Raw genomic sequence first — 25,698 nt, 5'->3', positions numbered from 1 at the left:
GTCACAGCAGCCATTGCATGGGCGGAATACCACCATCGATCGGGAAGTTGAACAGCGATGCCTGCAGGACTTCCCACATCTGCCGATCGGGGTGCCAGACGAGTCTGAAAATCACCGGGTGGCGAATGCCGTTTGCATATTCAAAGACGATGCCAACTCGCGCGCACAACCACATCGTCTGCTGCGGGTTCTTTGGAAGTGGGTCGAACCAGCGCATCTCACTCCATCCACTCCCCCCACGCCAGGCGTCCTGGCCGATACCGCCGGTGAGCGAAACCGAGCCGGATTCGGGCATGTTGGTCTGGAACAAGACCGATTGGAGCCCCCGGGCATCGACCGTGATGGCGGTTGGGATTCTGCCTTCTCCCGCGTATCCCCAGGAAGCGCGAAAGAACGCGGCGAAGACCTCGGCGGGATCGGCGGGCAGCGGGCGATCCTGATGGGTCGGATCGGCCGCTTTGCGCATCCCATTGATCCACGGCTCAAGGGCGTTTCCGGTGGCCGCCTCGATCGCGTCGTGCGACAGGGGCGCGTGCCCATCCCGCAGTCGCCATTGCCAATAGGCGTGCGGGTCTCGCTCGACATAGAAGAGGCACACGGCTTCCTCGACCTTTCGCAGCAGTGCGGTGCGTTGATCGAGAGAGGGTTCCACGCCCTCAAAGACCATGTTCTTCATTGCCGACCGTACGGCCTCACAGTTCACTAGCGGCGCCATGGCGAGGTCCGCCATCACGGGGCGCGTGGCTCGAAACAACTCCGCGGGCGTGTCGCGCTGTCGGAATGCCCGCGGGTATTGCACGATCGCAACGATCGCCACCAGCACGATGGCTACCGCGCTGCCGGAGATAGCCAGAACCTGACGGGAGCTCATGCGGGATGTCCTCACCAGCATTGCTGCGGCCACGGCGGATTGGTCTGCACGATAATGATGACAAGTTCCGACTTGTGCATCGCAATCATCCGAAGACTCAGTGAGAGTTGTCCGGCTCAGTTGAAATCATCCACACCCTTTGAACCGCCCTCGGTCGCCATTCCGGGGAGGCGCGTCGTAACCCAGAAACCGAAACCGATTCCGGGATCGAATGACCTGGGTGTCCACGGGATGGTGCGAGCGGAGCCGTCAACGAAGAGCACCCGCGCGCCCTCGCCGGGATGGCTCGGCTCAAACTGACCTTTCGAGTTGCCGACATCCGTGAGCAGCACCTTGCGCGCGGGGTGCCGGAACTCGTTGAAGCGCACGCCACGGACAAGCGTGGGGGTGTGCAGTTCGCCGGTCTTGAAGAACTCGGGGGCGGCGAATGCCGTGTGGGTCATCCAGTAACGACACCACTTCACCATACCTTCGGGATACTCGGCATCTTTGATCGCGCCGCCAGGAAGAGCGTCATCGGGAAGGACGGGCGATCCCGACATGTAGGGCGTGACGCCGGTGGACCAGTGTAGCGCGTGGATGCGAAAGATGAGTGCTCCACCCGCCGTCCCCAGGGTCGCGTTGGGGAACCGCGCCGGCTCGGATGGCAGCCCCGGCGTGCCGTAGAACGGCAGGTTCAGGTCATGGTCCTGTGAATACAGACTGATCGCGTGACCCAGTCCGCGCATGGCCGACAGATTCATCGCGGTGTTGCGCGCGCGTGTGACCCGGGAAATCGCCGGAATCGCGAGGACGATCAGAAGGGCGAGAATCGCGACCACTACCAGCGCTTCAATCAGCGTGAATCCGCGCGAAGGTGTTCGGCGGTGCATATCCATAGGGTTTCCTTCAACCACGTGCAAAGTAGCGTCACCGGTGTCGATCGTCAAGATTTGTTGAGTTGTTTTTTTTTTTTGCCACATTACGGCACGCCTTTTGCTAACGTTTCGCATCGCCGGCGTGACTGTCGCGTGACCTGAGGCGGCAAGACCGTCGGATCCGAGTCAGGCGACCGAGAGTGATCGCGCTTCGCGCGCTGGCGCGCCAGGCGCGGTCAACGTTGGGCATGCCAGGCATGTAGGATGAAGAATTCCGCCGAGTGCGTGGCGTGCGCGGACGGTACGCTGTCTACCCCGCAACTGTTGGGGGAGAATGCGATGAGTATGCGCGGGTCACGCGTGTCATTCGGCGCCTGCGGCCGGTCACTGCCGGTGCGGCGCATCCAGCCCCTCGCCGTGGATGTACACCGAATCGGCGTGGAAGAGGATGATCATCTTGGGCTGCGTGATCCTGGCGATCTCTTCCTCGCTCTTACCCGCGTCCTCGGCCTGGTGGCGCAGTTCATCCACGCCCGCGATGCGTTTCTCTGTCGATCCGTGCAGCACAGCGCGGTGGCCCGCGGCGTTGCGCGGCACGAAGAAGGCGTAGTCCTTGAACCGCACGTACACCTCCGCGCCGGTCTCGTCGGTCACGTACATCCAGCAGCCCTTCTGGGCGCAGACTTCGCGGATCGTTCCGGTGATGACCACGTTCTTCTCGGTGCCGCCGAGTGAGCCGATTGACACCGTGGGGCTCTTGGGCTCGATGGCTTCGCCGTAGTGGCTCCAACCCTCGCTCTGTGCGGCGGTGAACTGGGCGTTGGTCGAAGCGCAGCCGGAGGCGATGGCGGTCAGCGCAAGGGCGGCGAGAAGTCCGATCAGTCGCATGAGGCAGGTCTCCGTGGGGGGTGAGGTGTCCCCGCGTCGCCGATTCTAGCCGGAAGTGCTCACCCGCTCGATCCCGGGGATTGGCCGCGGGGGTTTCCCTTCCCCGCTCCGCACAGGCGGGGACGCCTGTGCCGCTTTCTCTGGCAAGGGCGGGGATGCCCATGCCGCTTCCTACGATTGATCGCATGGATGCCTCCGCTCATGGTTCAACGCCTCCCGAGCGTCTCGCCTGGCTGATCGCCAAGGCGCGGTCGCTGCCGCGCACGCCCGGCGTGTACCTGATGAAGGACGCCGCCGAGCATGTGGTCTACGTGGGCAAGGCGCGCTCGCTGCGCAGCCGGGTGGGGTCGTACTTCGTCGGCTCGACCGATCTGGGTCCGAAGAAGCAGCCGATGCTGGACGTGATCGTGGACTTCGATGTGATCGAATGCGAGGGCGAGTGGGAAGCCCTGCTGATGGAGAGCCGACTGATCAAGGATCTGCGGCCGCGCTTCAACACGCTGCTCACTGACGACAAGACCTTTCCGTACCTGGCGATCACCACGCGGGAGGATTACCCCGGCGTGTACATCACGCGCACGCCGGGCGATGAGCAGTTCCGGGGCGCGACGATCCTCGGCCCGTTCACCAGCGTTCACGCGCTGCGCGAGAGCGTTCAACTGCTGCAGCGCGTGTTCAAGTACCGCACGTGCACGCTGGACATTCACGAAGGCGACCCGCGGAACGCCCGGTTCAGGCCGTGCATCCTGCATCCGATCGAGCAGTGCTCCGCCCCCTGCGCCGAGCGCATCTCGAAGCAGGACTACCGGCAGGACATCCAGCGCTTCATCCGGTTTCTCTCGTCCAAGCGAAGCGTCATGCTGCGCGAACTGCGCGAGGAGATGGAGCAGGCGTCGAAAGCGCGGGAGTACGAGCGTGCCGCGTCGCTGCGCGACCAGATCAGCGCCATCGAGAAGCTCGATGACCGCGAGCGCCGTTATCGCGCCACCCGCGGCGCCTGGCAGCCGGAGGTGACGGTCTTCGCCACCGATCCCGCGGCGTCGCTGAGGGCCCTGCGCAAACTGCTGGGGCTGACGCAGCCCATCCGCTGCATGGAGGCCATCGACATCGCCCACCTGCAGGGCGGCGAGACGGTCGGCTCCAAGGTGGCCTTCATGGACGGCCGCCCGTTCAAGGACGGCTACCGTCGCTACCGAATCACCACCGCCGACAACGACGACTACATGGCGATCCGCGAGGTGGTGTCGCGCCGCTACCGCGACGCCGGAGCGGGCGATGAACTCTACCCGGACGTGATCCTGATTGACGGCGGACTGGGCCAGTTGCACGCGGCGATGGAGGCCTTCGCCCAGCTCGAGGTGAAGCCCCCCATGGTGATCTCGCTGGCCAAGAAGGAGGAGCTCATCTACGTGCAGGACCGCGCTGCGCCGATTCGTCTCGGACGTGAGAACCCGGCGCTGCGGCTCTGCCAGGCCATGCGCGACGAGGCCCACCGCTTCGCCCAGCACTACCACCACATCCTGCGGCGGAAGGCGACGTTGGATGAGGATGGCTGACCGGCGCTCTCAGCCGGGATACGTGCAGCAGGTCTTCTCCGTCTCCCACACGGTGACATGCCGCAGTTCGCCGCCCGCCTGGGCGATTGGTTCACGCAGCAGGTCGTGGCAGACTCGGGCGATGTTCTCGACGGACGAGTTGATCGAGGCGAACTCCGGCGTGTCGATGGACAGGTTGCGATGATCGAACCGCCGCAGGATCTGCTCGTGAACGAGGCGTTCGAGATGCCTCACCCCGAACGGCGCCGGCATGCCGCCACTGGGCAGCGGCGCCTTGACCGCCACCTCGATCCGGTAGTTGTGCCCGTGCCCGCTGGGGTTGTTGCACTTGCCGAAGATCCGCCGGTTCTCCTCGTCGGAGAGATCGGCGCAGTGCAGCCGATGGGCGGCGGCGAACTCAAAGGTTTCGCGCAGCAGGTAGTGGGCGTTGTCGGCGGCATCCATGGCGATCGAATGGTACGGAGACAGACGCCACCGAAGCCCGGCGACCGTGGGACGCAGTCCCCGCTGCACGGCGTTCAGCAGGTCAGGCAGAAGCATCGCGGGAGACCGACCGGGGGCGGTCATCACACCCCGCTCCAGTAGGGGAAGGGCGTGAGTCCGAACCGCCGCGTCGATCTCGGCAATGTTCACCAGGTAGCCCGTCACCGGGTCCGGCAGACCCCGGCAGGTGATGTCCAGCTCACAGAACATCCCCAGGCCGTCCACCGTGGGCCAGCCCGCAAAGGTGTTCTCCCCCTCGCGGGCTGGCTCCCGATCCCGATCAAGGCCCACCATCAGCCGAACTGTTCTCGTCAAGCGGATGTCCATTTTACCTATTTTCACATCAAGGGGGGTCAGTGGTCTTCCTGATCGAACGAAAAAAACTTTGCAAAAAGGTGATTTTGTGGAACCACCGCCTTGCGTTGTGTGAAGAACGTCGTTTATACTCCCTTCCGTCGATGACATTGCCCCCGGAAGGGCTCGGTTAGAGGATTTTCCTCTACCGGGCCTTTTTTCTTCGCCTCGCGTCTTCGTTCCATGCCGTGGAACCGAGGCGTTGGAGCTCTCGGATGGCGATGCGACCGGCCGTGACACCGCACCCCGACAGACGCCTGCGAAGCATTGTCCGCACGATCGGACTCTGCGGCCTGCTTGTCCTTTCGTCCGGCTGCGCCTCAAGAGATCGCGATCCTGCGGCGGCGCATACCGAAGCGGTCGTGGCTGAAGCGTCCGGGACAACCGCTTCGGAGTCCGGTTCTCAGGCGGCTCAAGAGGCCACGGTTCGCGGGGAGCACGTCACCGCAACGGAGTCATCGCGCCCTGATCCGCACCGTCCTTCAGCGGGCGGATCGTCGCCGGGGGCGTCCGACAGCCGCGGGGGCGCGGGCGCGGTTCAATCGCAGCCGCGCCAGCCGACGGTCCTTCACCCATTCCCGCACATCGAGGTGCGGCTGGACGACCGGGCCGTGCTGTTCGACGGCGTCGCCTGCCTGGACGCCGGGTGGCTGGAGTTCATCGTCTGCACCCCCGGCACCAAGGAGCACGAGTCGCTCATCGTCACGCGGGCCCGGCCAAGCCACATTCACGCCGCGCTGCTGCTGATCGGGCTCAAGCCCGGCTCGCCTGGACGGTGGGTGTACGAGAACGACCGCGTCTCGACCGTGCCTCCCACGGGGGACGAGGTGATCGTCGAGGTCATCTACACGAACGAACAGGGACAGATGGTCACCGAGCCGATCCGGCGATGGATTCGGGACCACCTCGGCGAAAACGAGTTCCCCGACCGCCCCTGGACCTTCGGCGGCTCGCGGATGCGGCAGGCCCCGCCCGACTTCGGCGTGGCGGAAATCTACGAGGCGGACTACTCCGGCTCGGTGATCGGACTGGTGACATTCGGCGACGAGATGCTCTGCTTCCCCGAGGTGCTGCCCGACCAGGTGGACATCCAGCCGCCCGAGTGGGAAGTGAACTCGAAGCACGTGCCCAGGCCCGGCACGGCGGTGACAGTGGTGCTGAGGCCGGCGGGGGAGTGAGAGCCATCAGCCGTCAGCCCAGGGGCGGAGTTCGACAGCCGCCCTCATCGAGTGATGTTCAGGCCAGTCCGTTGACCCGCCTTGCCGCACACAGGGCGATGCCGATGGCGTCGGCCACGTCGGGGGGAGATGGTGCTTTCTCCAGGCCGCACTGGGTGCGGATGGCCTCCTGCATCTGCCGTTTGCTCGCGTGGCCGTTGCCGGTGATGGCCTTCTTGACGGCGGTGGCGGAGAGTTCGATGATCTCCAAGCTCCGCTGCTGGGCCGCCAGCAGCACCACGCCCCGGGCGTGCCCCATCAGGATCGGCGTGCGGGGGTGGACATAGGTGGCGAACAGCTTCTCCACCGCCATCACCCGTGGCTGGAGTTCATCCAGCACGCCGCACAGGTCATCGTGGAGTTGCCGCAGGCGGAAGGGCATCGGCGTGCGCGGCTTGAGCCGGAAGACGCCCGCTTCGACCAGGGCCGGCTCGACGGAACGAGCCGATAACTCGACGCACCCGTAGCCGGTCAGGAGCAGGCCGGGATCGATGCCGAGGATGCGCATGGTGGGAGTGTACGTGGTCTGCCGCCAATCGAGGGCATTCAGCACAGCCATATGTCACTCTGGGCAACTTTCCAGCATGCCGCCTAGTCTGATGGACCTTTGCGCAATCCACGACGACCTCGTCGTGATTTTGGTTGGCTTCGTGCGTGCGATCGAGTATGCTGAAACTCGGTTCGAGCCCGAAGCCCAGTGGGCACTGGTGTGAATTCTGGAAAGGGCTTCCAGAGAATGGCGGTGTGGGCCGCCTCGGGTGTTCGAACACACCACCAGAATGAGGAGAGAGACATGAAGACACTCTGCACCGGCCTTGCGTTTGGTCTGGCGGCCGCGTTGACGGCTTCCAGCGCCAGCGCCGCGATCACCTTCTTCAACAGCCGTCCCGCGTTCGAGGCGGCGCTTGGGACGTTCATCACGGATGGCTACAACAGTCCGCCCTATGGAGCGGGTTTTCAGATCTACAGCGACGCGGTGATGTCGGCGTTCCTCGGAGAAACCGACTACCAGACCACCGGCTTCTCGAACCTGAACATCAAGGATGCGAACGGTCGGTACTGCGCCGGCTGCAACGGCTCGTTCCGGCTCTCCTTCACCACCACGTCTGTCGGTTCGGCGAACGGCGTGTACGGCGCTGGGTTGGACATCACTGTCAACTCGACGTCGTTGCCATATCACGCCTTCATCACGTTCGGTGACAACACAACTCAGGACGTGCTGCTTCCCACGACTCCGGGCTTCTGGGGCGTGACGGCGGATCAGGAAATCAAGAGCATCCACTTCGGTCTCGCCAATGGCGGCACCACGACAAATGGCTCCTTCCAGATCGACAACCTCACCATCGGCAGCGCGCTGGTGCCCGCCCCGGGCGCCCTGGCCCTGCTTGGTGCGGCCGGCCTCATGGCCCGTCGGCGTCGTCGCGCCTGATCGGTCCGTGACCAATCGCTTCATCGCGCAACCGGCGGACTCAGGTCCGCCGGTTGTCATTCGCGGACTGTTCTGAGCACCCGGTTGAGTTGAAGCGCGCGAGGAAGGGGTTTCAGATCCGCATGGCGGAAGGGGGGCATTCCAGACGCGTTCGCCGTGACGGATGCCGCGTGCCCCGCCCGGCGGCTCGCCATGCTCGCGCCGCCCTCACTTCACGCCCGCCAGAGCCGCCTGGACGGCCTTCCAGTCCCGCTCTTCCCTGGTGTTTTCCTGCACCTGCACCCAGGCCACTTGGCCGTTGCGGTCCACGATGACCGTGGCGCGGTGAGAGATGAAGGGGGCGCCGGGGTGCTGCAGCCCGTACTGCCTCGTCACCTCCAGCATCGGGTCAGCCAGCAGATCATGCCGGATGCCCTTGGCCTGCTTGAACGCCTTGTGCGACCAGGTGGAATCACGGCTGATGCCCACGACCACGGTGCTGGCGTCGCTCACGAGCGGCACATCGTGGCCCAGGCGGCAGTTCTCCTTTTCGCACGTGGGGCTCCAGTCCAGCGGGTACCAGAGCAGCACCACTCGCCTGCCGCGTTGATCGGAGAGCTTCCAGTCCTTCTCATCCTGGGTCTTGAGCGTGAAGTCGGGGGCGGGTGTGCCTGGCTGGACGGGCATGATGAACTCCGGGAATGCGAACAGGTGAGGGTGGAAGTGCGTCAGCCACGATGATAGATCGCATGGCTCGCGGGTCGATGAGGCACGACCGGCTCAGCCGATCCATCGAAGCCCGCGCAGGTCGTCCAGCGGCTCGACGAATGAGCAGGAGCCGTAGGAAAGGGCGAAGGTCTTCCGCGCCTCGGCGATCTGCGGCGACGTCAGTCGATGGCCGGACCAGGCCAGCCCGTGGTCATCGAGGCGGAAGTGCGATGGCTCCTCGTCGTCCAGCAGCCGCGTGAGCGCGTCCGGGTCGATGGCGTCGTGATGCGCCAGGGCGGCCCCCAGGAAGACATTGACGAAGCCGTGCTCGCGTGCTCCGGTCACGCCCCGTGACGGATGGCGGAACGGATGATGCAGCCCCGCCGTGGCCTTGAACGGCACGCGGGCGGCGGCACAGGCGAGGATGAATCGAGCCAGGGCGTCAGGCGGGGGAAAGAGGTCCGCGGTCAGCCCGCCGGTGCGCACCTTGGCGACCGCGTCCGACCCCGCCAGGGCGGCGATCAGCCCCCGTGGGTCGCGCGACCACGGCAGCTCGAAGGCGGGCGTGATGTCGGACGGAATCACCTCGAGCGCGCCATCGATCGCGTCGGGGGAATCCGCCTTCAGTTCGATCGAATCGACGCGAGCGTGTTCGCCGTGAAGCGCGTTGAAGTTGTCGATCGCCTCCAGATGACCCGGCAAGGCGGGGTCGCCCGCGGCGGCGGTCAGCACGCTCAGTCGCCACGGTTGCCCGGCTCGCTCGATTTCAGGGGCCGGTCCACCGGCGCGGAACTCGGCGAGGAACTCGCCCAGTTGCGCGCAGGGGACGATCAGCCGTCCGAGCATCCATGAATCCGGACCGGCTCGATACCCCGCGTAGTTTCGCACCGTCATCGACATGTCGAGTCTGGCGGGCGGGAACAGCCCCGCATAGTCGAGAACGCCGGTCATGAGGGTGCGGATGGGATGCATGGGGCAGGCGGCCGCGTGGTGAAGCGGCGGATCGGGGCGCGTCACGCGCCAGGCGTCTCCAGGGACTCGGATTCGATGCCCGCTCGCTCACCGGCAAGCTTCTTCTCGACGTATTTCCTCATCCACGTCTCGAAGGACTTGCCGCTGGCGGTGTCGCGCCCGCTGAACTCGATCCGGACGATCTCGCTCTCCGACAGCGTGACGCGCGTCGAGCCGTCGGCGGGCAGCAGGCGCAGCCGCGGCGGCGCCTCGCGCCGGGGTGGCTGGCGATCGTACAGGTAGCCGGTGAGCTGCGAGCCGTCCACGCGGGTGAGCGTCACGTCGCCCCGGTAGTCCAGGGCCATCGCCAGCGCCTCGATAAACGCCGCGGCATCGGTTCGGTCCACCGACAAACCCTGCTGGGGACGGAAGGGGTCGGTCATGTCAGTGGGCCCTCAGTTCCCGGCCTGAGACGGGATCCAGCAGTTTCCAGTGGAAAATCCGCGCCAGTCGCAGGATCACGACCCAGGCGATGTCCTCGTCGTCGATGGTGAGAAGCATCTGTGTGACCGGATCCTGGCCCGGGGCGATTTCGATTCGGATGCCCGGTCCATGAAGCACATCATCCTCCGGCGCCGCCGGTGAGGTGTTGTACGAGGCCAGGTCGCGGATGATGTCCTTGCGACGGCCCAGCGGGGTCATTCCGCCTCCCGAGGGCGGCTTGCCCCCATCGTCCGCGAGGATCACGATCTGCTTCAGGGGCACGTCGAGCGACTCCGGGAGCGTCTGGCGGTGAAGTTGAGCGACGATCCTCTCACGATGCGGCTTCCAGCAGCGCGACCGCCTTGTCCACCAGCCGCTGCAGTGGAACGGGCTTGATGAAGTACGAATCGACCCCCAGGGCCTCGGCGTAGGCCATGTGGCGGCGACCCTCATTCGCCGTGACCATGATGACCACTGGAGGCGGTTCAAGCTGCTTGATCTTCTCCAGCACCAGAAAGCCCGATCGCTTGGGGAGCATCATGTCGAGCACCACCAGATCGGGCGGGCTGGTCTGGGCGGCGTGAACGGCGGCGTTGCCGTCGCCCACGGCCTCGGTCTGGGCGCCTTCCCCGCGCATCGCCAGCTCAATGCTGCCGCGGATGTCGGCGTCATCGTCAACGATCAGCACGCGCTTGTTGGCCAGTCGGTCTGACACCTGGTTCCTTCCGCGTCAGGGTGAAGTATGGCGAGCGGCACGGACGGGTCAATCCGAGGGGGGAGAATCCGTCCGGTCCGAGGGCTCGTCGCTTCGCCGGCCTGATGACTCGATGATTCGGCTCAGCTCGGACGGGGTCATCCACGGCAGCGACTCGAGCTTGGCCCGAAGCCGATCGGGAAAGGGGCGTCCCTCGCGCTCGAATCGGGGCCGGCTCTTCCATCGCCGGTGAATCCAGAGATACTGCTCGGGGTGCGACCGAACCATCACTTCGATGGCGCGATTGTATCGGGCGGTGATGTAGAAGATGGGATCCTCGTGACCTTCCCACTCCTCGGGCCTGATGATGTCCGACACGGTGAGGCGATACTGAAAGCCGTGCGAAATGCGGAACGCACCTCCCGCGACCACCGGAACGCGGTACCGGATGGCCAGCAGGGCGATCGACTTGTAGGTCGAGGCGAGCCGTCCGAAGAAGGGGACGAACAGACCCTGGTCGCCGGCGTTCTGGTCGGCGATGAAGGCCGCCCGGCCGCCGCGCCGGACCACGTCCTGCACCACGGGAATGGCGCCCCACTTGGTGATGATGCGCGTCCCCCGCGCCTCGCGGATGCCCAGCAGCCAACGGTTGATGAGCGGGTTGTCGATCGGTCGCGCCAGGGCGTGGACGGGATACCCCAGGGCCGCCAGCAGGCAGGCCAGCAGCTCCCAGTTGCCGCAGTGTCCGGTCAGCATCACCAGGCCTTGTCCGTGCAGCAGCAGGTCGATCACCGGACCCAGGTCGGTCAGTTCGATGTATCGCGGCCAGGCGTCCGCCGAAATGCGCCGCGGCGCCGCGATGGAATCCACGAGGAACAGCTGGATCATGTGCTCGTACGACCGGACGACGATGCGCTCGACTTCGGCGTCGGGCAACCGCGGGAAGCACCAGCGGACGTGCTCCGTTGCTCGCTGGCGCCGCTTTCTGTTGAGGCGATGGACGAGCCGACCGATCGCCGCCGCCGTGCTGAGATTGGCCTCGATCGGAAAGGAGTTCATGAACCCCAGCACGCTGCGTGCGGCGAGGTACTGAGTCAGGTCCATGAGCGTGGCGCGTGATTCGGCGTCGTTCATGCGGGCAACTGCGGGGTGATCGTGTCGGTTCGGGACAGCGCGGCGCCGGGCGGCATCCGAGCGATTCTATGAAAACCGGCCGGCTCCAGGAGCCGGCCGGCGGGGGACATCAACCCGTCACGACGATCAGTTCGCCGTGTGTCCGATGAGGATGAGGAAGCGATTCTGGTTCAGCACGGGGATGCTGGCCTTCATGGCGTCCTGCAGGAGGCGGTTGTACCGGTCGCCGGCGGCCTTCTGCTCAGCCCAGATGCGGACTTCCTCGGGCGTGGGATTGGCGCGGAGCGGCGGGGGCTCGTTGGGCTGCACGCCGAGCAGCAGGAAGTCGGCGTCGCCGCGCAGCGTGTCACCCTCGACCACCTTGCCGCCCCATTGGAGAATCAGGTTGCGGACCAGATCAGTCTCGGCCTCGCTGGGACGACCGTCGCCATTCATGTCGAACTTGCCATGCACGAAGAACATGTACTCCTTGGTGGGGTCGTAGACGGCGTTGGCGATCACGTCATTGCGGACGACGGGCCGCCCCGGGACGCTGCGGGTGATCTTGGCGGTCGAGGTGGTTTCGCTGACGCGGATGACCTGCAGCGACGCCTTGCCGCGCGGATACTCCCCGGTGAACTGGTCCGGCACAATCTGCGTCTCGCTGTCGTACACCTCGAAGGTCATGCCCATCGACACCTTGTGCTGACGCCCGATGTTGATGAACACCTGTCCGTCGCCGGTGGCGTTGTCGATGACGCGGCCATCGACCAGCGCGGCGGGATTGGCGGCCTTCAGGCGGCTCTCGTTGATGATGCGCTGCAGCATGCCCAGCTGGGAGTCCTTCAGCGCCAGGTCGGAGCGGATGGAGTCGATGGAGCGCTCGAGCTGCTCGATCTGACTCTTGTAGGAGTTCTCAAGCTGCGCCACCATCTGCATCATCAGCGTCTTGGTGGTGTGAACGTCGATCCCGTACTGCTGCACGTCGCGCTGGAAGGTGGCGATGAGATCGCGGACCGCCTGCACCTCGCGGTTCTTGGCGGCCTCGGCCTCGGCGAGCAGGGCGTTCTTTTCGTTGAGCTGCACGTTCAGCCGGGCCAGTTCGGACTTCAGGCCGTCGGCCTCGGTCCGGGCGCTGCGCAGATCGCCGTTGGTCCGCGAGAGGACATTGACAAACGTCGCGTTGGGGTCGCTCCCGCCCAGGGCGCGGTTGATGTCGTCGATCGTGCCCTGCGGGTTGCCCAGCACCTTGCGCATGATCTCCTGCTGCTGGTTGAGCAGGTGCTGCATGGCGCTCTGGCCGGCCCGGTTGGCCATGATGGCCTTGAAGGCGTCGCTTCCACGCTGGACCGGCGTGGCGTACTCCGCCAGCGCGTTCTCGGCGGCGATCTTCTCTTCGAGCGCCTTTTCCTGCTTGGAGTAGAAGACAATCGTCAGAACGAGCAGAAAAATCGTGCTCAGGACGAAAACGACGAGTCCGACCACGACTCCCGTTCCGGCGCCAGTTCGTGCTGCCATGAAGCGATTCCTCCGGGGAACGACCTACCGAGGCCCGTCACCCGCCACGCGCGAGTACCCGGTCCGGGCGACGATCCTCACGACTCCTGACCCGAGTCAGGACCGCCCAGTGTCGCGTCTTCAGGGGCTTCCGTCAAGGGAGTAGGGGGGTGAAAGGCGGGAAAACGGCGATTCAACCCGGTTCCGCCAGGCAGAAAGTCGCGGCGGGTCGCCTTTGACGACCCGGGAAGAACCAGCGGCGGAAGGGGTATGCTTCCGGGTCGCGGGTGATGATTGGGGGCGAATCGTGCATCAACTCCCAAAAATCACGCGGGCGCGGGTGCCGAAGCACCCGGCGCCCGCGCTTTGCGGGGCACGACGACATGTTCCTGAGCGACCGGCTCGTATCACTCGTGACGCCGGCCGTCTCCGCCTCCGGGAGGCGGTTCCCCCATCGAGGCCCTCTATCAGACACCGCCCGCAGACCGTTGCCTATAGGGAAATAGCCCTGATCGCGTCCGATCTGACTGGTCGGCGCCAGTCCGGAAGCCGCCGTCCAGGCGAACCTGTCGTGCAGAGGGCGCTGCCTCGCCAGTCAAGACTGGTGTTCGTGTCGAATCTCCGTCAGCGAGAAGGATCTTGATGGACCGGGAACCGACCGCCTCCGCGACCTCGCCAGCCCGACCACGGCACGCACGACGCCCGCGCCTGCACCTGCTCTACTACTGCCTGGCGGCGTTCGACCTGCTGACCGTGTCGCTTTCGCTCTATCTGATTGATCGCGTCGCCCGCATTTACACGAACTCGGTGGTGGTCAACCAGGAATGGGCGAGTCGGCTCGAGGACTTCGCGGAACTGGCCCGGCTTGCATCCGCCGTCAATTCGCCGGGAAATGACCTGTTTCAGTCCCGTGAGGTGGAGCGTGAGAGGGAGCGGTTCCGCGAGGCGAGGCAGACCTTTGTCCAGCGGCGAGATGCCGTTCATTTCGCCCTGATGCGGGAGGTCGGCCATGAAGGCGTGGCCGGCATACTCGCCGCGTTTCCCGCAATCGACGCGACAATGAGCGACATGGTCGCATCAGCGGAATCGCTGTTCGGCGCCTTCGACGCCGGCGACCAGACCGAGGCGGGAGAACACATGGCCGCCATGGATCGTCACTACGCCGCCATGAACGACCACCTGACCGACCTGTCCGATCGAATCCGCGAGATCCAGCGGACGCACATCGCCGGAGAGCTGGAGCGGGCGGGGAGCATTCGTCGCGCGGAATGGATCGTCGCTGGGCTGATCCTCGTCATGATTGTCGGGGTGACGTTCTACGGGCATCGGCTCGCCATCATGATGAAGCGGGACGTTGATCGCATCGAGGAGGCCGTCGAAGCACGAACGCGGGAACTTGAGCACTCCCACGCCCGGCTTCGGCACGCCGAACGGCTTGCCGCCATCGGCACGCTGGCGGCGGGGGTCGGGCACGACATGAACAACGTGCTCTTTCCGGTTCGGTGCCGGCTCGACGCATTATCGGACGATGCGGACCCCTCCACCAGGGAAGATATCGAGGCCATTCGCTCGGGGGTCACCTATCTGCAGCAGTTGAGCGATGGTCTGCGTCTGCTAGCCAGCGACCCGGATCGAGAAACACGCCGCGAGGAACTCAACCTGGATACCTGGTGGCGCACCGTGGAGCCCATGTTCCGGGCGGCGCTGCGCCGGGAGATCGAACTGATCACTGACCCGGCGAACCTTGCCGGTCTTCCGCCGATTTCCATGCCGGTACACCACCTGACGCAGGCGGTCTTCAACCTGGTCACCAACGCCGGAGAAGCCATTCAGGGGCCGGGCCTGGTGACGATTGCCGCGGCGTCGGTCGATGGCATGGTACGGATCGAGGTGCGCGACACAGGCCCCGGGATGTCGCCCGAGGTTCGACGGCACGCGTTCGATCCATTCTTCACCACCAAGAAGCGCACCATCGCCACGGGTCTGGGGCTGGCTCTGGTGCAAGCCCTGGTCAGGCGTCACGGCGGCCTCGCGACGATCGAATCGGAACCGGGGCATGGTGTGACCGTCCGGCTGGATCTGCCGATGGCGCGCCTGGCGAGCCCCGACGATCAGCGGGCCCAGGGGCCGACGGCCTGCATTTCCGTGGCCGATGACCGGATCCGCGGACTGGCCGCTGCGGTGCTCACGGCGCATGGGTTCGAGTGTCGCATGGATGCGGAACCGGGGCGTGCTGACGTGTGGGTCTGCGATGAGAAGGCGGGGGCGGGTCGGGTCGTCGCGTTTCTGGCTGGCGCGGCCGGGCGGCACGTCATTCAGGTGGCGGCGGAGTCGAATGCCGACGCGCCTCCGGGAGTTGTGCTTGTGTGGCGTGAGTCCTTGCTGGACGGCCTTCGATCCGCCGCGGCCCGTGCGGCCGCTGACTTCAGTCGCCAGGAGAGCGGGACATGATTTCGCGTCGCAAGCGCATCCGGGTGCTGTGCGTGGACGATCACGCCATGATGGCGGAGGGACTCAAGGCCCGTCTGGCGCTGGAGCCGGACATTGAGTTCGCCGGCTGGGTATCGACCGCGGAGCACCTGGCGGACGCCGCCGGCCTGCACAGGGCCGACGTGGTGCTGCTCGACGTTGATCTGCCCGGGGCCGACGTGTTCAGTGAACTGGATGAACTGACCCGCCGCTTCCCGATGATCCGCACGATCGTGTTCAGCGCCCACGTGCGTGATCATTACCTGGATGAGGCGGTCAATCGCGGGGCGTGGGGATATATCGCCAAGAGTGATCCGCCCCAATCGCTGATTGACGCCATCAGAAAGGTGTCGCGGGGCGAGGTGGCCTTCGGTCCACGGGTCTTCGAGCGCTGTCGTCCCGCCGATCGACCGGCGAGCCGTGATGATGTCCGTCCCGCGTCGCGGCTGGACCTGCTCACGCCGCGCGAGATCGAGGTGCTGCGCATGATCGGCAAGGGCATGTCGCGCACCGAGATCGCTCAGGCCACCCACCGCAGCCCCAAGACGATCGACAACCACCGGGCGGCGATCATGGAGAAACTCCAGATTCACGACCGCGTGGAGCTGGCCCGCTTCGCCATCCGCGAGGGGTTGACCGAGGCGTAGGTGTTCGGGACATGTCCCGGTCCCGGGCCCTGACGACACGTTGGGGGATTACTCTTGCATTGAGCGGGCATGACAATACATTGCACCAGTTGAACCCCGTGACAGGAGATGCACCATGACGCTGCTGGATGTCAAGAAGGCCTTCGCTCTGATGAAGCAGAAGAAGGGCACCAAGCTCAACATGTGGTTCTGCGCCGGCGATGAGAACGGCAAGCCCGTCGTGCTGGTCGCCAAGGAGGGGAAGAAGGTTCCCAAGGATGACATCAAGGCCATCCTGACCAAGGCCAAGAAGAAGGAGGCCTGCAAGGGCGAGGTCGAAATCACCAGCGACGGCTCGCTCTCCATCACGCCCATCGGCAAGAAGCCCGGCTCGCTCGAAAAGGGCGTGCAGATCGTGGCCCGTGAGAATCAGGTGATGCCCAAGGCCATCATCGTGCAGAAGGAGCGGGAAGACGATGAGGACGAGGACGACAAGCCGCTGAAGAGCAAGGCGCTGGGGGCAGAATACAAGGACGAGGACAAGAAGGTCGGCTGGCGCGCCGACAACGTCACCACCGTGCCGGACGGCAAGGGTGGGCGTCGTCCGGCCACGCCCAAGGACATCGAGGAGATCCGCGAGAGGACCACCACGACCACCAAGTATTACAACGAGCAGGAGAAGGCGGCTTCGGCCGTCGCCATCGATCCCAAGGGCAAGCTCCGCGACGCACAGGGAGACAAGCTGGCGGACAGGAAGCACGGCTTCGTCATGGACCCGGATACGAGAAAGGTTCACACCTTCGAGGCCAAGGTCGAGACCGACGCGCAAGGCAATCGGAAGACCACCCACCACTCGTCGCCCCTCGCGGGCAAACCCGTGGCCGGCGCGGGGCACATCAAGACGAAGAAAGGCCGCATCGTCACCATCGACGACGCCAGCGGCCACTACAAGCCCAGCGCCGAACTCACCTGGCAGGTGGTGATGGAGCTGGGCCGGCAGGGCGCCACGCTCGATGAAACCCTGGTCGATGCCGATGGCGACCCGATCGATCCCAAGGACTGGAAGGCCGCCCACGACAAGCTCGCCAAGGCCAAGCCGCTGCTGGAGAAGTATGACAAGGAACGAAAGCGGCTCGCCGGCATGCTGCTGAAGTTCGGCGACAAGCTCAGCGAGAAGGAAACCGAGAAGATCAAGTCCGAGATCGACAAGAACACCGACAACTTCGAGAAACTCACGGACGCCATCCAGGACGCCGCGGAGCTCATTCGCGGCGCCGGTCCCGCCAACAGGCCCGCCAAGGTTGAGCTTCAGGGCAAGGAGGGTCTCTCGCAGGATGAGTACGACCAGACGCGCGGCGACGTGAAGAAGATCAACGCGCTGCTGCGCAAGAAACTCAAGATCAATCGCGACATCCTGCCGGACGATCTCGATTCCGGCACCCTCAACAGCCGTCCGGCGCTCAACCTCAAGATCGGCGAGCTGACGAAACTCAAGCTCACCACCCAGCAGTTCGAGCAGACCCACGGCAACGAGAAGCAGGCGCGGCTGAAGGACGCCCTCAACAAGGAGATCACGGCCAAGCGCGACGAGGAGAAACGAAAGAAGAAGCAGGCCAAGGAGGAGGAGTGGAAGCAGGCCCGCGAGGCGCTCCAGAAGCGAATCAAGGAGCTCGGCGCATCCGATGAGGAGGACGCCCTCATCAAACTGGGCGTGCCGAGCAACATGGCGGAGTTCATGCCCTCGGATCTCCGTGACGCGGTGATCTTCGGCACCATGACCAGCAAGTATGCGGCCGAGGAGATGGACCGCCGCGGCTGGTAATCAGCACCAGTCGCTTCCACGCTTTCTCTCGCCCGAGGACGCGGTGATGCCGGCGTCAACCGCGCCTACGCCTTCGTCGCGCGGATCACTTCGGTCAGCGTCGTCAGACCCTGACGCACCTTCTCGAATCCCGCGTCGCGCAGCAGCGTCAGGTCGCCGGCCTTTCGCGCCCGTTCGGCGATCGTCCCCGCGTTCACCCGCTTCATCACCATCTCGCGGATGTCGTCGTTCATCATCAGCAGTTCGTAGATGCCCACGCGCCCGCGGAACCCCGTCGTGCGGCACTCGCGGCAGCCCTTGCCCATGCGGAACACGTCGCCGGACCGCTGGACGAAGTCCGGCGGAATGTCCGCCGGGTCGGGCGTGATGTCCAAGGCGCACGAGGGGCAGATCCGCCGCACCAGCCGCTGGGCCATGATGCCCTCGACCGAACTGGAGACCAGGAACGGCTCCACGCCCATGTCGAGCAGCCGCGTGATCGCCCCCGCCGCGTCGTTGGTGTGCAGCGTGGAGAAGACCAGGTGGCCGGTGAGCGACGCCTGGATGGCCGCCTCCGCCGTCTCCTTGTCGCGGATTTCGCCGATCATCACGATGTCCGGATCGTGACGCAGGATCGACCGCAGCCCTGCAGCGAAGTCCAGCCCCACCTGGTGGTTCACCTGAATCTGGTTGACGCCCTTGACGTGGTACTCGACGGGGTCTTCCACCGTGATGGCCTTCACCTCATCGGTGACGATGCGGTTGAGCGAAGCGTACAGCGTGGTGGACTTGCCCGAGCCGGTGGGGCCGGTGACCAGCACGATGCCGTGGGGCCGGTTGATCAGGTCATCCCAGCGCTTCAGCAGCGAGTCATCCATGCCCAGGTCGTTGAGCGAGAACTGCACCGTGCCCTTGTTGAGGATGCGCAGCACCACGCCTTCGCCGAACAGCATGGGGATCACGCTGACGCGCAGGTCGTACTCGCCGCCCTTCACTCGCAGGGTGATGCGCCCGTCCTGCGGCTTGCGCTTCTCGGCGATGTTCATGTTGGACATGATCTTCAGCCGCGAAACGATGGCGTTGCGGAAGCGGTTGACGGTGGGGGGCACGCCCGCCTGCTGCAGCACGCCGTCGATGCGGTAGCGGATGGCCAGCGTGTCCTCGTAGGGCTCGATATGCACGTCGGTGGCGCGCTCGCGGATGGCCTCCACCAGCAGGTCGTTCACCAGCTTGATGACGCTGGCTTCCTGGGCCTGCTCGACTTCGTCCGCCGCGTCGGTGGTGAGGGTGGAGGTGTCCACCGTGGGCTTGTCGCCCGCGAGCGCATCGAGCGTGTCGCCCGCCACGCCGTAGTGCGTGCGGATGAACTTGTCGATGTCGCGCTCATCCGCCAGCACCAGTTCGATGCCGAAGCCGGTGAGGAGCCGCAGCTCATCGAACGCGCTCAGTTCAAACGGGTCGCAGGTGGCCACGCGCAAAGTGCCGTTGTGCCGCTCGATGGGCACGCAGCGCTGCTTGAAGACCAGTTTGGCGGGCAGGGCCTTGAGGACTTCGTCCTTCACCTCGATGGCGCCCAGATCCACGATGGGCATGGCGAACTGCTGGCCGATGGCCTTGAGCACTTCGCGCTGGCTGACGTAGCCCAGCCGCACCAGCAGCCCATCCAGGCGCTCGCCGGTGCGTTTCTGCTCGGCGATGGCATGGGACAACTGCTCATCGGTGATCAGCCCCCGTTCGAGCAGGATGGTTCCAATGCCCATGCGGCCTCCTCAGTTCCTACGCATCGGCCATTTCGGCATGATGCGTGCGTCCGTGCCACCCGGCCGGGCCAACCGTGGCCCGACCCCTGTTCGGCCCCGCGCCGCCGCGTTATCGGACACGATCAATGGCCTCTCCCCTCCTCATTCACGGGACAGGTCATCGCATCGCGCGGATACCGCGCCGGTCTCTCTGGGGGAAGGACAGGGGCAGGGGGTGGGGGATTCCGTGGATTGTGGGGAAATGTGGAAAAAAGATGGGTGGCGGGGTGCGACCGAGTGCAAGCTGAATGTTGATAGCCACTTACACCGATCGCGCCGGACACGTGACGCGCGGCCCTCGTCGGATAGCGTCCAATAGCGACTCGCGTCCCGCCTTGTGCACGTCGGGATGGCTCGCCACTTCCATTCTCTTCTCTGTACCCACGCGGGGTTTCAAGGTGTTCTGGACCGCCTGAAGTCCGATTGGGTGGTTCAAGTTGAAGTTGAACAGTCCAGCGGCGGCGTCGCGTCTGTCACCGACGCTCGCCCGGCTCGGGCAACTGGTCAAAGACCGACTGGTTGCGTCTCATGCTGACGGACTGCAGGAACTGGCGGATGGGCGTGATGTTCCGCCCGCCGTACGGCGCGTCGAGTCGCCAGCCGCCATCGGGGAAGGCGAAGCGGACCTTGTGACGCCCCGCGTCGGTGGGATCGTCGGCGGCGGGCTTGCCGTCGAACCAGCCATGTAGGCGCAGCAGTTCCGCAAGCGATTGCAGCTCCTGCTCGGTCATCGCGCCGGTCCAGGTGGTGCGGTCATCGAGGGCCGCCCATCCGCCGCCGAAGCCAATGGTTCCGTCGGGCTCCACCACGTACAGGGCGTGCGACGTCTGGCCGTCGGTGATGAGCATTCGCAGGGCCACGCCGCCGGTGGGGGAGGTTCGCTTACCCGCGCGCACGCCGCTTCCGCAGCCGCTCAGCGCGAGTGACGCGACCGCGACCAGGGCGCAGAGCGTGAACCAGCAGGAAACTCGCCGCATGGACGGGACGTTCCGAAGCGTAGAGGGGTGGTGGTGATGGGTGTCGCAGTGCATCGCCGAGCCGGATCAGGGATTGTTGCGGTATCGCGCGTATGGATCAGGCCCGAAGTCGTATCGCATGGGGATGCGAAGCTGCTTGAGGTCCGGCTCGTCGCTCGCCCAGGCCAGTTGGGCGAGCGCCCGCGTCAGCCGGTTGAGCGGCGAGTCGGACGCACCAGGCGCACTGCTTCGCTGCCGCACCCACGCGCGCCGTCCGTTCACCTGGATGACGGCGGAGGTGCTCCAGCCGCCCGGTTCGGCGGACATGATTCGCAGGTCGCCCACCGGCTCGGCGGCGTCGAGGTCGGACAGGTCCAGACGCTGGAGCAGTTCCCACAATGCATCGAGTTCCGATCGCCGAAGCACGCGCACGAAGGGTGGAAACGTCGTCGTGGCGACCGTGGGGTCGAACGAGACATGAAGCGACCCGTCCGGGAAGACCACGTACCGGCTGGGCCGCTGGTGGACGGGTTGCGTCGCTGCATCGGCGTCGCTCGAAAGCACAGTCAGGTCGATGGAGAAGTCCGGCGGCAGAACGCCCGGCGAGGCCCCCGCGCCGGGACGCGGGCCGGCGCAGCCGGTCAGCAGAACAGCCAGGGCCGCAACCAGGACGGCGTGCATGAGGGGAATGCTCAGTCGGATCGGGTACGTCAGCACGCGCGCAGTGTACGCGTTTTGCCGGTGGATGCAACGGGGGTCCGAGTCCCGCCGGGCACTCGGGGCATGGTGATCGGGGCCTCGCAAGCGGAAGTTCGAGAAAAGGTGAAGAAAATCGTCAACCTGTGTGAAGTCGTCCTTCTGTGCGGCCGATGCAGCGTGTCAGCCCCTCGATCGTTCGAGCGGCGGGGCCGGGGCGCGGCGAATCGTCGTGTGGTCGGCCAAGTCCCCCCCAGGAGTTCAGACATGGCGAACAGCACCTCGAAGCGTGGCTCACGCAGCCGTCGCACCCGCACCAGCGCTCGCACGCGCACCAGCAACGTGAAGCGCCGCGGCGCGTCCTTCTCCACCAAGTTCGGCCGCACCAGCACCGGCTCGAAGAAGCGGACCCGTTCCACCGTCGCCAAGCGCGGCACGACCAGGACCAAGGCCCGCCAGAGCGGCTGGAAGCGCTCCTTCAACTGGAACAGCGCCAACGGCTTCGGCGGCTCGAACTGGAACTGGAGCACCGGCTCGAAGAAGCGATCCAACTCCAGGAAGCGTTCCACGGCGAAGAAGACCAACGCCACGAAGAAGAACGCCGCCTCGAAGAAGCGCTCGACGACCGTCAAGAAGTCCCGCACGACCTCGAAGAAGTCGTTCGGCTGGAACACCGCATCGAACGGCTCCTTCAGCCGCTCGACCAAGCGCGGCGTCACCGCCAAGACCCGCAAGCCCCGCGCCACGAAGTCGTTCAACTTCAACGTTGGCGGCGGCAACGGCTCGACCAGGACCTACCAGTTCCCCCGGACCTCTTCCCGCACGTTCTCACGGACCTACTCGCGCGCGTTCCGCAAGGCGGCGTGAACGCCTGAACAATCGCACGGAGGCGCGGAAACCGCCGGTCGGAGGGCCGGCGGTTTTCGTTATCGTCCACGCGATCAATCGGACCGTTCGCTTCCTTGATCGGTCAGGGTGCGACGGTTCACTCTCCCAGCCCCAGGTGCCGCAGGAACGGCTCCATGCTGGGTTCGCGGCCGAGGTAGGTCTTCACCAGGTCCAGCCCGTCGCGGGTGCCGCCGCGCGAGAGGATGTGCTTGCGGTAGTACTGCCCCGCCTGAGGGTCGAGCATGCCCAGCTCCTTGAACCGCTGGAACATGTCCTCGGCGTACACCAGCGACCAGAGGTAGCCGTAGTACCCTGCCCGGTAACCGATGAGATGGGTGAACGAGGCGTGGTGCCAGATGTTCTCGATGGGCTTGTAGAGCTCCGCCTGCCCGAACAGGTCCACGGCGATGCGGATGGTGTCGATCTCTCCGCCCGGGGCGGTGTGGAAGATCTGATCCGTCAGCCCATAGTAGATCTGCCGCTCCGCCTTCATGCCTGAGCCAAGGTTGCGGGCGGCGATCATGTTGTCGAGCAGCTCGCGGGGCAGCGGTTCGTCGGTCCGGTAGTGCCGGGCGAAGGCGCCAAGCACGTGGGGATCCCACACCCAGTTCTCGAACATCTGCGACGGGGCCTCGACGAAGTCGCGCTCCACGCCCGTGCCGGAGAACCGCCAGATCGTGGCTTCGCTGAGAATCGTGTGCAGGCAGTGCCCGAACTCGTGGAAGAATGTCTCCACCTCGTCGTGCGTCATGAGCGAGGGCTTGTCCGACGTGGGCTTGGTGAAGTTGCACACCAGCGCCGCCAGCGGCTTGGTCACGCGACCGTCCGACCACACCTTGTGCTGCGCCAGACCCCACTGGGCGGCGTGCGAGTACTTGTTGGCCCGCGGATGCAGGTCGATGAAGAACCACCCCAGCACGCGGTTGTCGGCCTTGTCAGACACTTCGTACAGCCGCACGTCCGGGTGCCAGACGGGCCAGCCAAGCGAGTCGGCGTCCGCCGTCACGTCGCGGTAGGTCAGCCCGTACAGCGACTGGGTGATGGAGAAGAGCCCGTCCATCACGCGGTCGAGCGGAAAGTATTGGCGGACCAGCTCGGAATCCACGGCGTACTTGGAGCGCATGAGGCGCTTTTCGTAGAACGACTGATCCCAGGGTTGCAGCACGGCCTTCGCGTCGCCCGTGTGCTCGCGCTTGGCGTTCTGGAATTCCTCCCAGTCCTTGATCGCCTTGGCTCGCACGAGGGGGCGCAGGTCGTCATAGAACCTCTTGACCGTGGCGGCGTTCTTGGCCATGCGAACTTCGATCTCGTAGTCCGCCGGGTGGCTGTAGCCGAGAATGGACGCCGCCTCGGCCCGCAGCCGCAGGATGCGCTCCAGCACCTCCACGTTCTTCTGCCCGCCGCGCCGCTTGTAGGCCACCCACATGCGGGCGCGGGTGGTTTCGTTCTCGGCGTAATCCATCATGGGGATGAACGTGGGATACGACATGTCGGCGAGGTACAGGTCGCCGGCCCGGGGCAGCGCGTCGATGAACTCCTCCGGCATGCCGGCCAGCTCCTCGCGCGTCAGCGGCACGGTGGTTTCGTCGTCGCGGATGTTCTTCTCGAACTCGATGCCCAGCCGCGTGATCTCGCGCTCGATGCCGGCCAGTTTTTCGCGCTGGTCGGTGGGCAGGTCCATGCCGGCGCGGCGGAAGTCGCGCAGCAGGAAGTCGAGCAGGCGTTCCCGCTCGCCTTCCAGCGCGGGCCGGGTGGCGGCGTACGCCCGCACCGCGGCGGCGATGTCCTCGCGCTTGCCGAAGGCGATCAGCCAGTTGGTCACGTCCTCCTCGGCCCGCAGTCCCTTCTCACGCTGGGCGGCGTCGGTGGAGACGTAGGCCATGAACATCATCATGTTGGTGTCGAGTTCGAGCTGCGCCAGCAGGTCGTCGATGGCGCCGACCGTGTTCTCGAAGGTGCGCTGGCCGTCGGGGATTCCCGCGATGCGGTCCGCCGCCGCCACGGCGCGGGCCAGCGCTTCGGCCGCGGGGCTGTCGGCGGGATAGGACTGGGCGAGAACGATCGCGGCTGGTGCAATCGCCGCAACCGCCGTGGACAGAGATTTCACCACGCCCCCCAGCGACAGACAGGAAACGATCAGGCAAAGGCCGGGGAAGCGTTGCGCGGTTCGCATGGTGGGTTCTCCGGAGGGTGGGAACATGATGAGTACTGCGTGCTGAGCGCCGAGGGAGCTCGTGGTGATTCGAGCCCGCCACTCAGTGTCCGGCGTCTCACGCCCGCTCCAAGGATACGCGCCGACCCCGGTTCCTCGCCAGATCGGTATCATCGCGCCGTGAATCGTGCGACGACGGACAATATGGCGGCGCATCCGCGGCGCGCCGCGGGGAGGAGCCAGGGGCGCTGGGCGCTCGTCGTGCTGGTGGTCATCGTGCTTTCGTGTCTCGCGACGCTGCCGTACACCGCGGGTCGCGTCACGCCGGCGGAGGGCGGCGGACCAGCGCCGCGCCGCTACGAGCACGCGGATCTCGCTCGGACGCTCCTGCCGCCCGGCTGGGCGTCGCACGCGCCGGACGAGCGCGCCCGCGCCGATGCCGCAACCGAGCAGGACGATGCTCGACCCTGGCGTCCGCTGGGCACGGACCGTCTGGGCCGTGATCTGCTCTCCCGCGTGCTGGCGGGTGGCGCCGTCTCGCTCGCCGTCGGGCTGGCGGCGGCCTGCCTGGCGGTGGTCATCGGTACGTTGTACGGCTCGGTCGCCGGGCTGGCGGGGGGGCGCATCGACGCCCTGATGATGCGTGTCGTGGACATCCTGTACGGCCTGCCCTACGTGCTGCTCGTCGTGCTGCTGGCGGTGGCGGCGGAAGGGCTGACCGACCGGTTGGGGCATGATCTCGACCCTGGAGCGCGGCAGGTTATCAACGTGGTCACGCTGCTGACGGCGATCGGAGGCGTTTCGTGGCTCACCATGGCCCGCGTGGTGCGCGGACAGGTGCTCTCGATCCGCGAACAGCCGTTCATGGAGGCCTGCCGCGCCATCGGCGTGCCCTGGCGACTGCAGCTCGTTCGTCACCTGCTGCCCAACCTGATGGGTCCGATCGTGGTGTACGCCACGCTGACGGTGCCCCAGGCGATCCTGCAGGAGTCATTCCTGAGTTTTCTGGGCATCGGGGTGCGGCCGCCTCTGCCCAGCTGGGGCAACCTGGCCGCGGAGGGGTTGTCAGAGCTCAACCCCGTGCGGGCGCGCTGGTGGCTGCTCTTGTGGCCGTGCCTGATGCTGGGCGTGACGCTGGTGTCGCTGAACTACGTCGGCGAGTCGCTGCGCGAGGCGCTCGATCCACGCTCCAGACGGAGCGCTGATCGTGATCTCGTTCGGCCCGGCTAAG

At 65.7% G+C, this 25,698-nt stretch carries 24 protein-coding genes; 8 read left to right on the top strand and 16 right to left on the bottom strand.

Going from position 1 to position 25,698, the window contains the following annotated elements; genetic code table 11:
* Position 1 precedes the first annotated feature (1 nt).
* The 3 genes from HRU76_16105 to HRU76_16095 all read right to left on the bottom strand — a co-directional run bounded on the left by HRU76_16105 (position 2) and on the right by HRU76_16095 (position 2,616).
* A complete protein-coding gene (locus tag HRU76_16105; protein QOJ19017.1) occupies positions 2-871 on the bottom strand; it encodes a hypothetical protein in 870 nt (289 codons plus the stop codon).
* A 116-nt stretch (positions 872-987) separates the two neighbouring features.
* On the bottom strand, positions 988-1,833 hold the full coding sequence (locus HRU76_16100) for a type II secretion system protein (protein ID QOJ19016.1): 846 nt from the start codon (positions 1,831-1,833) through the stop codon (positions 988-990).
* A gap of 279 nt (positions 1,834-2,112) precedes the next feature.
* On the bottom strand, positions 2,113-2,616 hold the full coding sequence (locus HRU76_16095) for a DUF4920 domain-containing protein (protein QOJ19015.1): 504 nt from the start codon (positions 2,614-2,616) through the stop codon (positions 2,113-2,115).
* Between the two features lie 185 nt (positions 2,617-2,801).
* On the opposite strand from HRU76_16095, the gene HRU76_16090 reads away from it, so the two are divergent.
* Positions 2,802-4,172 carry an excinuclease ABC subunit UvrC gene (locus tag HRU76_16090; GenBank protein ID QOJ19014.1) on the top strand — a complete coding sequence of 457 codons (1,371 nt, stop codon included), beginning with the start codon at positions 2,802-2,804 and terminating at the stop codon, positions 4,170-4,172.
* Between the two features lie 9 nt (positions 4,173-4,181).
* Here HRU76_16090 and HRU76_16085 read toward each other — a convergent pair whose 3' ends face one another.
* Positions 4,182-4,970 (bottom strand): 6-carboxytetrahydropterin synthase, encoded by a 789-nt coding sequence (locus tag HRU76_16085; protein ID QOJ19013.1) that lies wholly within the window; start codon positions 4,968-4,970, stop codon positions 4,182-4,184.
* Between the two features lie 401 nt (positions 4,971-5,371).
* Here HRU76_16085 and HRU76_16080 point away from each other — a divergent pair, with 401 nt between their 5' ends.
* Positions 5,372-6,187 (top strand): hypothetical protein, encoded by an 816-nt coding sequence (locus HRU76_16080; protein QOJ19012.1) that lies wholly within the window; start codon positions 5,372-5,374, stop codon positions 6,185-6,187.
* A gap of 58 nt (positions 6,188-6,245) precedes the next feature.
* On the opposite strand, the gene HRU76_16075 is transcribed toward HRU76_16080, so the two are convergent.
* Positions 6,246-6,734: a crossover junction endodeoxyribonuclease RuvC gene (locus tag HRU76_16075; GenBank protein QOJ19218.1), complete on the bottom strand. Its 489-nt coding sequence runs from the start codon at positions 6,732-6,734 to the stop codon at positions 6,246-6,248.
* A gap of 285 nt (positions 6,735-7,019) precedes the next feature.
* Between HRU76_16075 and HRU76_16070 the strand changes: the two genes are divergently transcribed.
* A complete protein-coding gene (locus tag HRU76_16070; protein ID QOJ19011.1) occupies positions 7,020-7,655 on the top strand; it encodes a PEP-CTERM sorting domain-containing protein in 636 nt (211 codons plus the stop codon).
* A gap of 207 nt (positions 7,656-7,862) precedes the next feature.
* Here HRU76_16070 and HRU76_16065 read toward each other — a convergent pair whose 3' ends face one another.
* The 7 genes from HRU76_16065 to HRU76_16035 all read right to left on the bottom strand — a co-directional run bounded on the left by HRU76_16065 (position 7,863) and on the right by HRU76_16035 (position 13,101).
* Positions 7,863-8,321, bottom strand: a complete 459-nt coding sequence (locus HRU76_16065) for a redoxin domain-containing protein (GenBank protein ID QOJ19010.1) — start codon at positions 8,319-8,321, stop codon at positions 7,863-7,865.
* Between the two features lie 93 nt (positions 8,322-8,414).
* A complete protein-coding gene (locus HRU76_16060; GenBank protein ID QOJ19009.1) occupies positions 8,415-9,359 on the bottom strand; it encodes a hypothetical protein in 945 nt (314 codons plus the stop codon).
* A complete protein-coding gene (locus HRU76_16055) occupies positions 9,356-9,736 on the bottom strand; it encodes a hypothetical protein (protein QOJ19008.1) in 381 nt (126 codons plus the stop codon). Before HRU76_16055 ends, HRU76_16060 begins: the two co-directional genes overlap by 4 nt.
* A gap of 1 nt (position 9,737) precedes the next feature.
* Positions 9,738-10,058 carry a hypothetical protein gene (locus HRU76_16050; GenBank protein QOJ19007.1) on the bottom strand — a complete coding sequence of 107 codons (321 nt, stop codon included), beginning with the start codon at positions 10,056-10,058 and terminating at the stop codon, positions 9,738-9,740.
* A gap of 49 nt (positions 10,059-10,107) precedes the next feature.
* On the bottom strand, positions 10,108-10,491 hold the full coding sequence (locus tag HRU76_16045) for a response regulator (protein ID QOJ19006.1): 384 nt from the start codon (positions 10,489-10,491) through the stop codon (positions 10,108-10,110).
* Between the two features lie 48 nt (positions 10,492-10,539).
* Positions 10,540-11,604, bottom strand: coding sequence for a lysophospholipid acyltransferase family protein (locus HRU76_16040; protein QOJ19005.1), 1,065 nt, complete (start codon positions 11,602-11,604; stop codon positions 10,540-10,542).
* Between the two features lie 126 nt (positions 11,605-11,730).
* On the bottom strand, positions 11,731-13,101 hold the full coding sequence (locus HRU76_16035) for a hypothetical protein (GenBank protein QOJ19004.1): 1,371 nt from the start codon (positions 13,099-13,101) through the stop codon (positions 11,731-11,733).
* A 621-nt stretch (positions 13,102-13,722) separates the two neighbouring features.
* Between HRU76_16035 and HRU76_16030 the strand changes: the two genes are divergently transcribed.
* From HRU76_16030 to HRU76_16020, 3 genes are all read left to right on the top strand, one after another.
* Positions 13,723-15,531, top strand: coding sequence for a HAMP domain-containing histidine kinase (locus HRU76_16030; GenBank protein ID QOJ19003.1), 1,809 nt, complete (start codon positions 13,723-13,725; stop codon positions 15,529-15,531).
* Positions 15,528-16,196 (top strand): response regulator transcription factor, encoded by a 669-nt coding sequence (locus HRU76_16025; protein ID QOJ19002.1) that lies wholly within the window; start codon positions 15,528-15,530, stop codon positions 16,194-16,196. Before HRU76_16030 ends, HRU76_16025 begins: the two co-directional genes overlap by 4 nt.
* A 115-nt stretch (positions 16,197-16,311) precedes the next feature.
* Positions 16,312-17,997 carry a hypothetical protein gene (locus HRU76_16020; protein ID QOJ19001.1) on the top strand — a complete coding sequence of 562 codons (1,686 nt, stop codon included), beginning with the start codon at positions 16,312-16,314 and terminating at the stop codon, positions 17,995-17,997.
* A gap of 65 nt (positions 17,998-18,062) precedes the next feature.
* Here the strand turns inward: HRU76_16020 and tadA are convergent, their stop codons facing one another.
* From tadA to HRU76_16005, 3 genes are all read right to left on the bottom strand, one after another.
* Complete coding sequence (gene tadA / locus HRU76_16015; protein QOJ19000.1) at positions 18,063-19,736, bottom strand: Flp pilus assembly complex ATPase component TadA; 1,674 nt, start codon at positions 19,734-19,736, stop codon at positions 18,063-18,065.
* A gap of 512 nt (positions 19,737-20,248) precedes the next feature.
* Positions 20,249-20,752: a hypothetical protein gene (locus tag HRU76_16010; protein ID QOJ18999.1), complete on the bottom strand. Its 504-nt coding sequence runs from the start codon at positions 20,750-20,752 to the stop codon at positions 20,249-20,251.
* Between the two features lie 66 nt (positions 20,753-20,818).
* A complete protein-coding gene (locus HRU76_16005) occupies positions 20,819-21,448 on the bottom strand; it encodes a hypothetical protein (GenBank protein ID QOJ18998.1) in 630 nt (209 codons plus the stop codon).
* Positions 21,449-21,694: 246 nt separating this feature from the next.
* On the opposite strand from HRU76_16005, the gene HRU76_16000 reads away from it, so the two are divergent.
* A complete protein-coding gene (locus HRU76_16000; GenBank protein QOJ18997.1) occupies positions 21,695-22,294 on the top strand; it encodes a hypothetical protein in 600 nt (199 codons plus the stop codon).
* 118 nt (positions 22,295-22,412) lie between these two features.
* Here HRU76_16000 and HRU76_15995 read toward each other — a convergent pair whose 3' ends face one another.
* Positions 22,413-24,488, bottom strand: a complete 2,076-nt coding sequence (locus HRU76_15995; protein ID QOJ18996.1) for a Zn-dependent oligopeptidase — start codon at positions 24,486-24,488, stop codon at positions 22,413-22,415.
* A gap of 159 nt (positions 24,489-24,647) precedes the next feature.
* On the opposite strand from HRU76_15995, the gene HRU76_15990 reads away from it, so the two are divergent.
* Positions 24,648-25,697, top strand: coding sequence for an ABC transporter permease (locus HRU76_15990; GenBank protein ID QOJ18995.1), 1,050 nt, complete (start codon positions 24,648-24,650; stop codon positions 25,695-25,697).
* Position 25,698 lies beyond the last annotated feature (1 nt).

This window comes from Phycisphaeraceae bacterium, assembly GCA_015709595.1.
Lineage (GTDB): Bacteria > Planctomycetota > Phycisphaerae > Phycisphaerales > SM1A02 > CAADGA01.
The sequence above is the reverse complement of the archived record's forward strand: the minus strand, read 5'-3'. Positions and strand labels throughout refer to the sequence as shown.

Excerpts from the sequence above, each read along its gene's own strand:
- HRU76_16105 (QOJ19017.1), bottom strand. The coding sequence starts at position 871 with ATGAGCTCCCGTCAGGTTCTGGCTATCTCCGGCAGCGCGGTAGCCATC.
- HRU76_16100 (QOJ19016.1), bottom strand. The coding sequence starts at position 1,833 with ATGTGGCAAAAAAAAAAAACAACTCAACAAATCTTGACGATCGACACC.
- HRU76_16095 (QOJ19015.1), bottom strand. The coding sequence starts at position 2,616 with ATGCGACTGATCGGACTTCTCGCCGCCCTTGCGCTGACCGCCATCGCC.
- HRU76_16090 (QOJ19014.1), top strand. The coding sequence starts at position 2,802 with ATGGATGCCTCCGCTCATGGTTCAACGCCTCCCGAGCGTCTCGCCTGG.
- HRU76_16075 (QOJ19218.1), bottom strand. The coding sequence starts at position 6,734 with ATGCGCATCCTCGGCATCGATCCCGGCCTGCTCCTGACCGGCTACGGG.
- HRU76_16070 (QOJ19011.1), top strand. The coding sequence starts at position 7,020 with ATGAAGACACTCTGCACCGGCCTTGCGTTTGGTCTGGCGGCCGCGTTG.
- HRU76_16065 (QOJ19010.1), bottom strand. The coding sequence starts at position 8,321 with ATGCCCGTCCAGCCAGGCACACCCGCCCCCGACTTCACGCTCAAGACC.
- HRU76_16055 (QOJ19008.1), bottom strand. The coding sequence starts at position 9,736 with ATGACCGACCCCTTCCGTCCCCAGCAGGGTTTGTCGGTGGACCGAACC.
- HRU76_16040 (QOJ19005.1), bottom strand. The coding sequence starts at position 11,604 with ATGAACGACGCCGAATCACGCGCCACGCTCATGGACCTGACTCAGTAC.
- HRU76_16035 (QOJ19004.1), bottom strand. The coding sequence starts at position 13,101 with ATGGCAGCACGAACTGGCGCCGGAACGGGAGTCGTGGTCGGACTCGTC.
- HRU76_16030 (QOJ19003.1), top strand. The coding sequence starts at position 13,723 with ATGGACCGGGAACCGACCGCCTCCGCGACCTCGCCAGCCCGACCACGG.
- HRU76_16025 (QOJ19002.1), top strand. The coding sequence starts at position 15,528 with ATGATTTCGCGTCGCAAGCGCATCCGGGTGCTGTGCGTGGACGATCAC.
- HRU76_16020 (QOJ19001.1), top strand. The coding sequence starts at position 16,312 with ATGACGCTGCTGGATGTCAAGAAGGCCTTCGCTCTGATGAAGCAGAAG.
- tadA (QOJ19000.1), bottom strand. The coding sequence starts at position 19,736 with ATGGGCATTGGAACCATCCTGCTCGAACGGGGGCTGATCACCGATGAG.
- HRU76_16010 (QOJ18999.1), bottom strand. The coding sequence starts at position 20,752 with ATGCGGCGAGTTTCCTGCTGGTTCACGCTCTGCGCCCTGGTCGCGGTC.
- HRU76_16000 (QOJ18997.1), top strand. The coding sequence starts at position 21,695 with ATGGCGAACAGCACCTCGAAGCGTGGCTCACGCAGCCGTCGCACCCGC.
- HRU76_15995 (QOJ18996.1), bottom strand. The coding sequence starts at position 24,488 with ATGCGAACCGCGCAACGCTTCCCCGGCCTTTGCCTGATCGTTTCCTGT.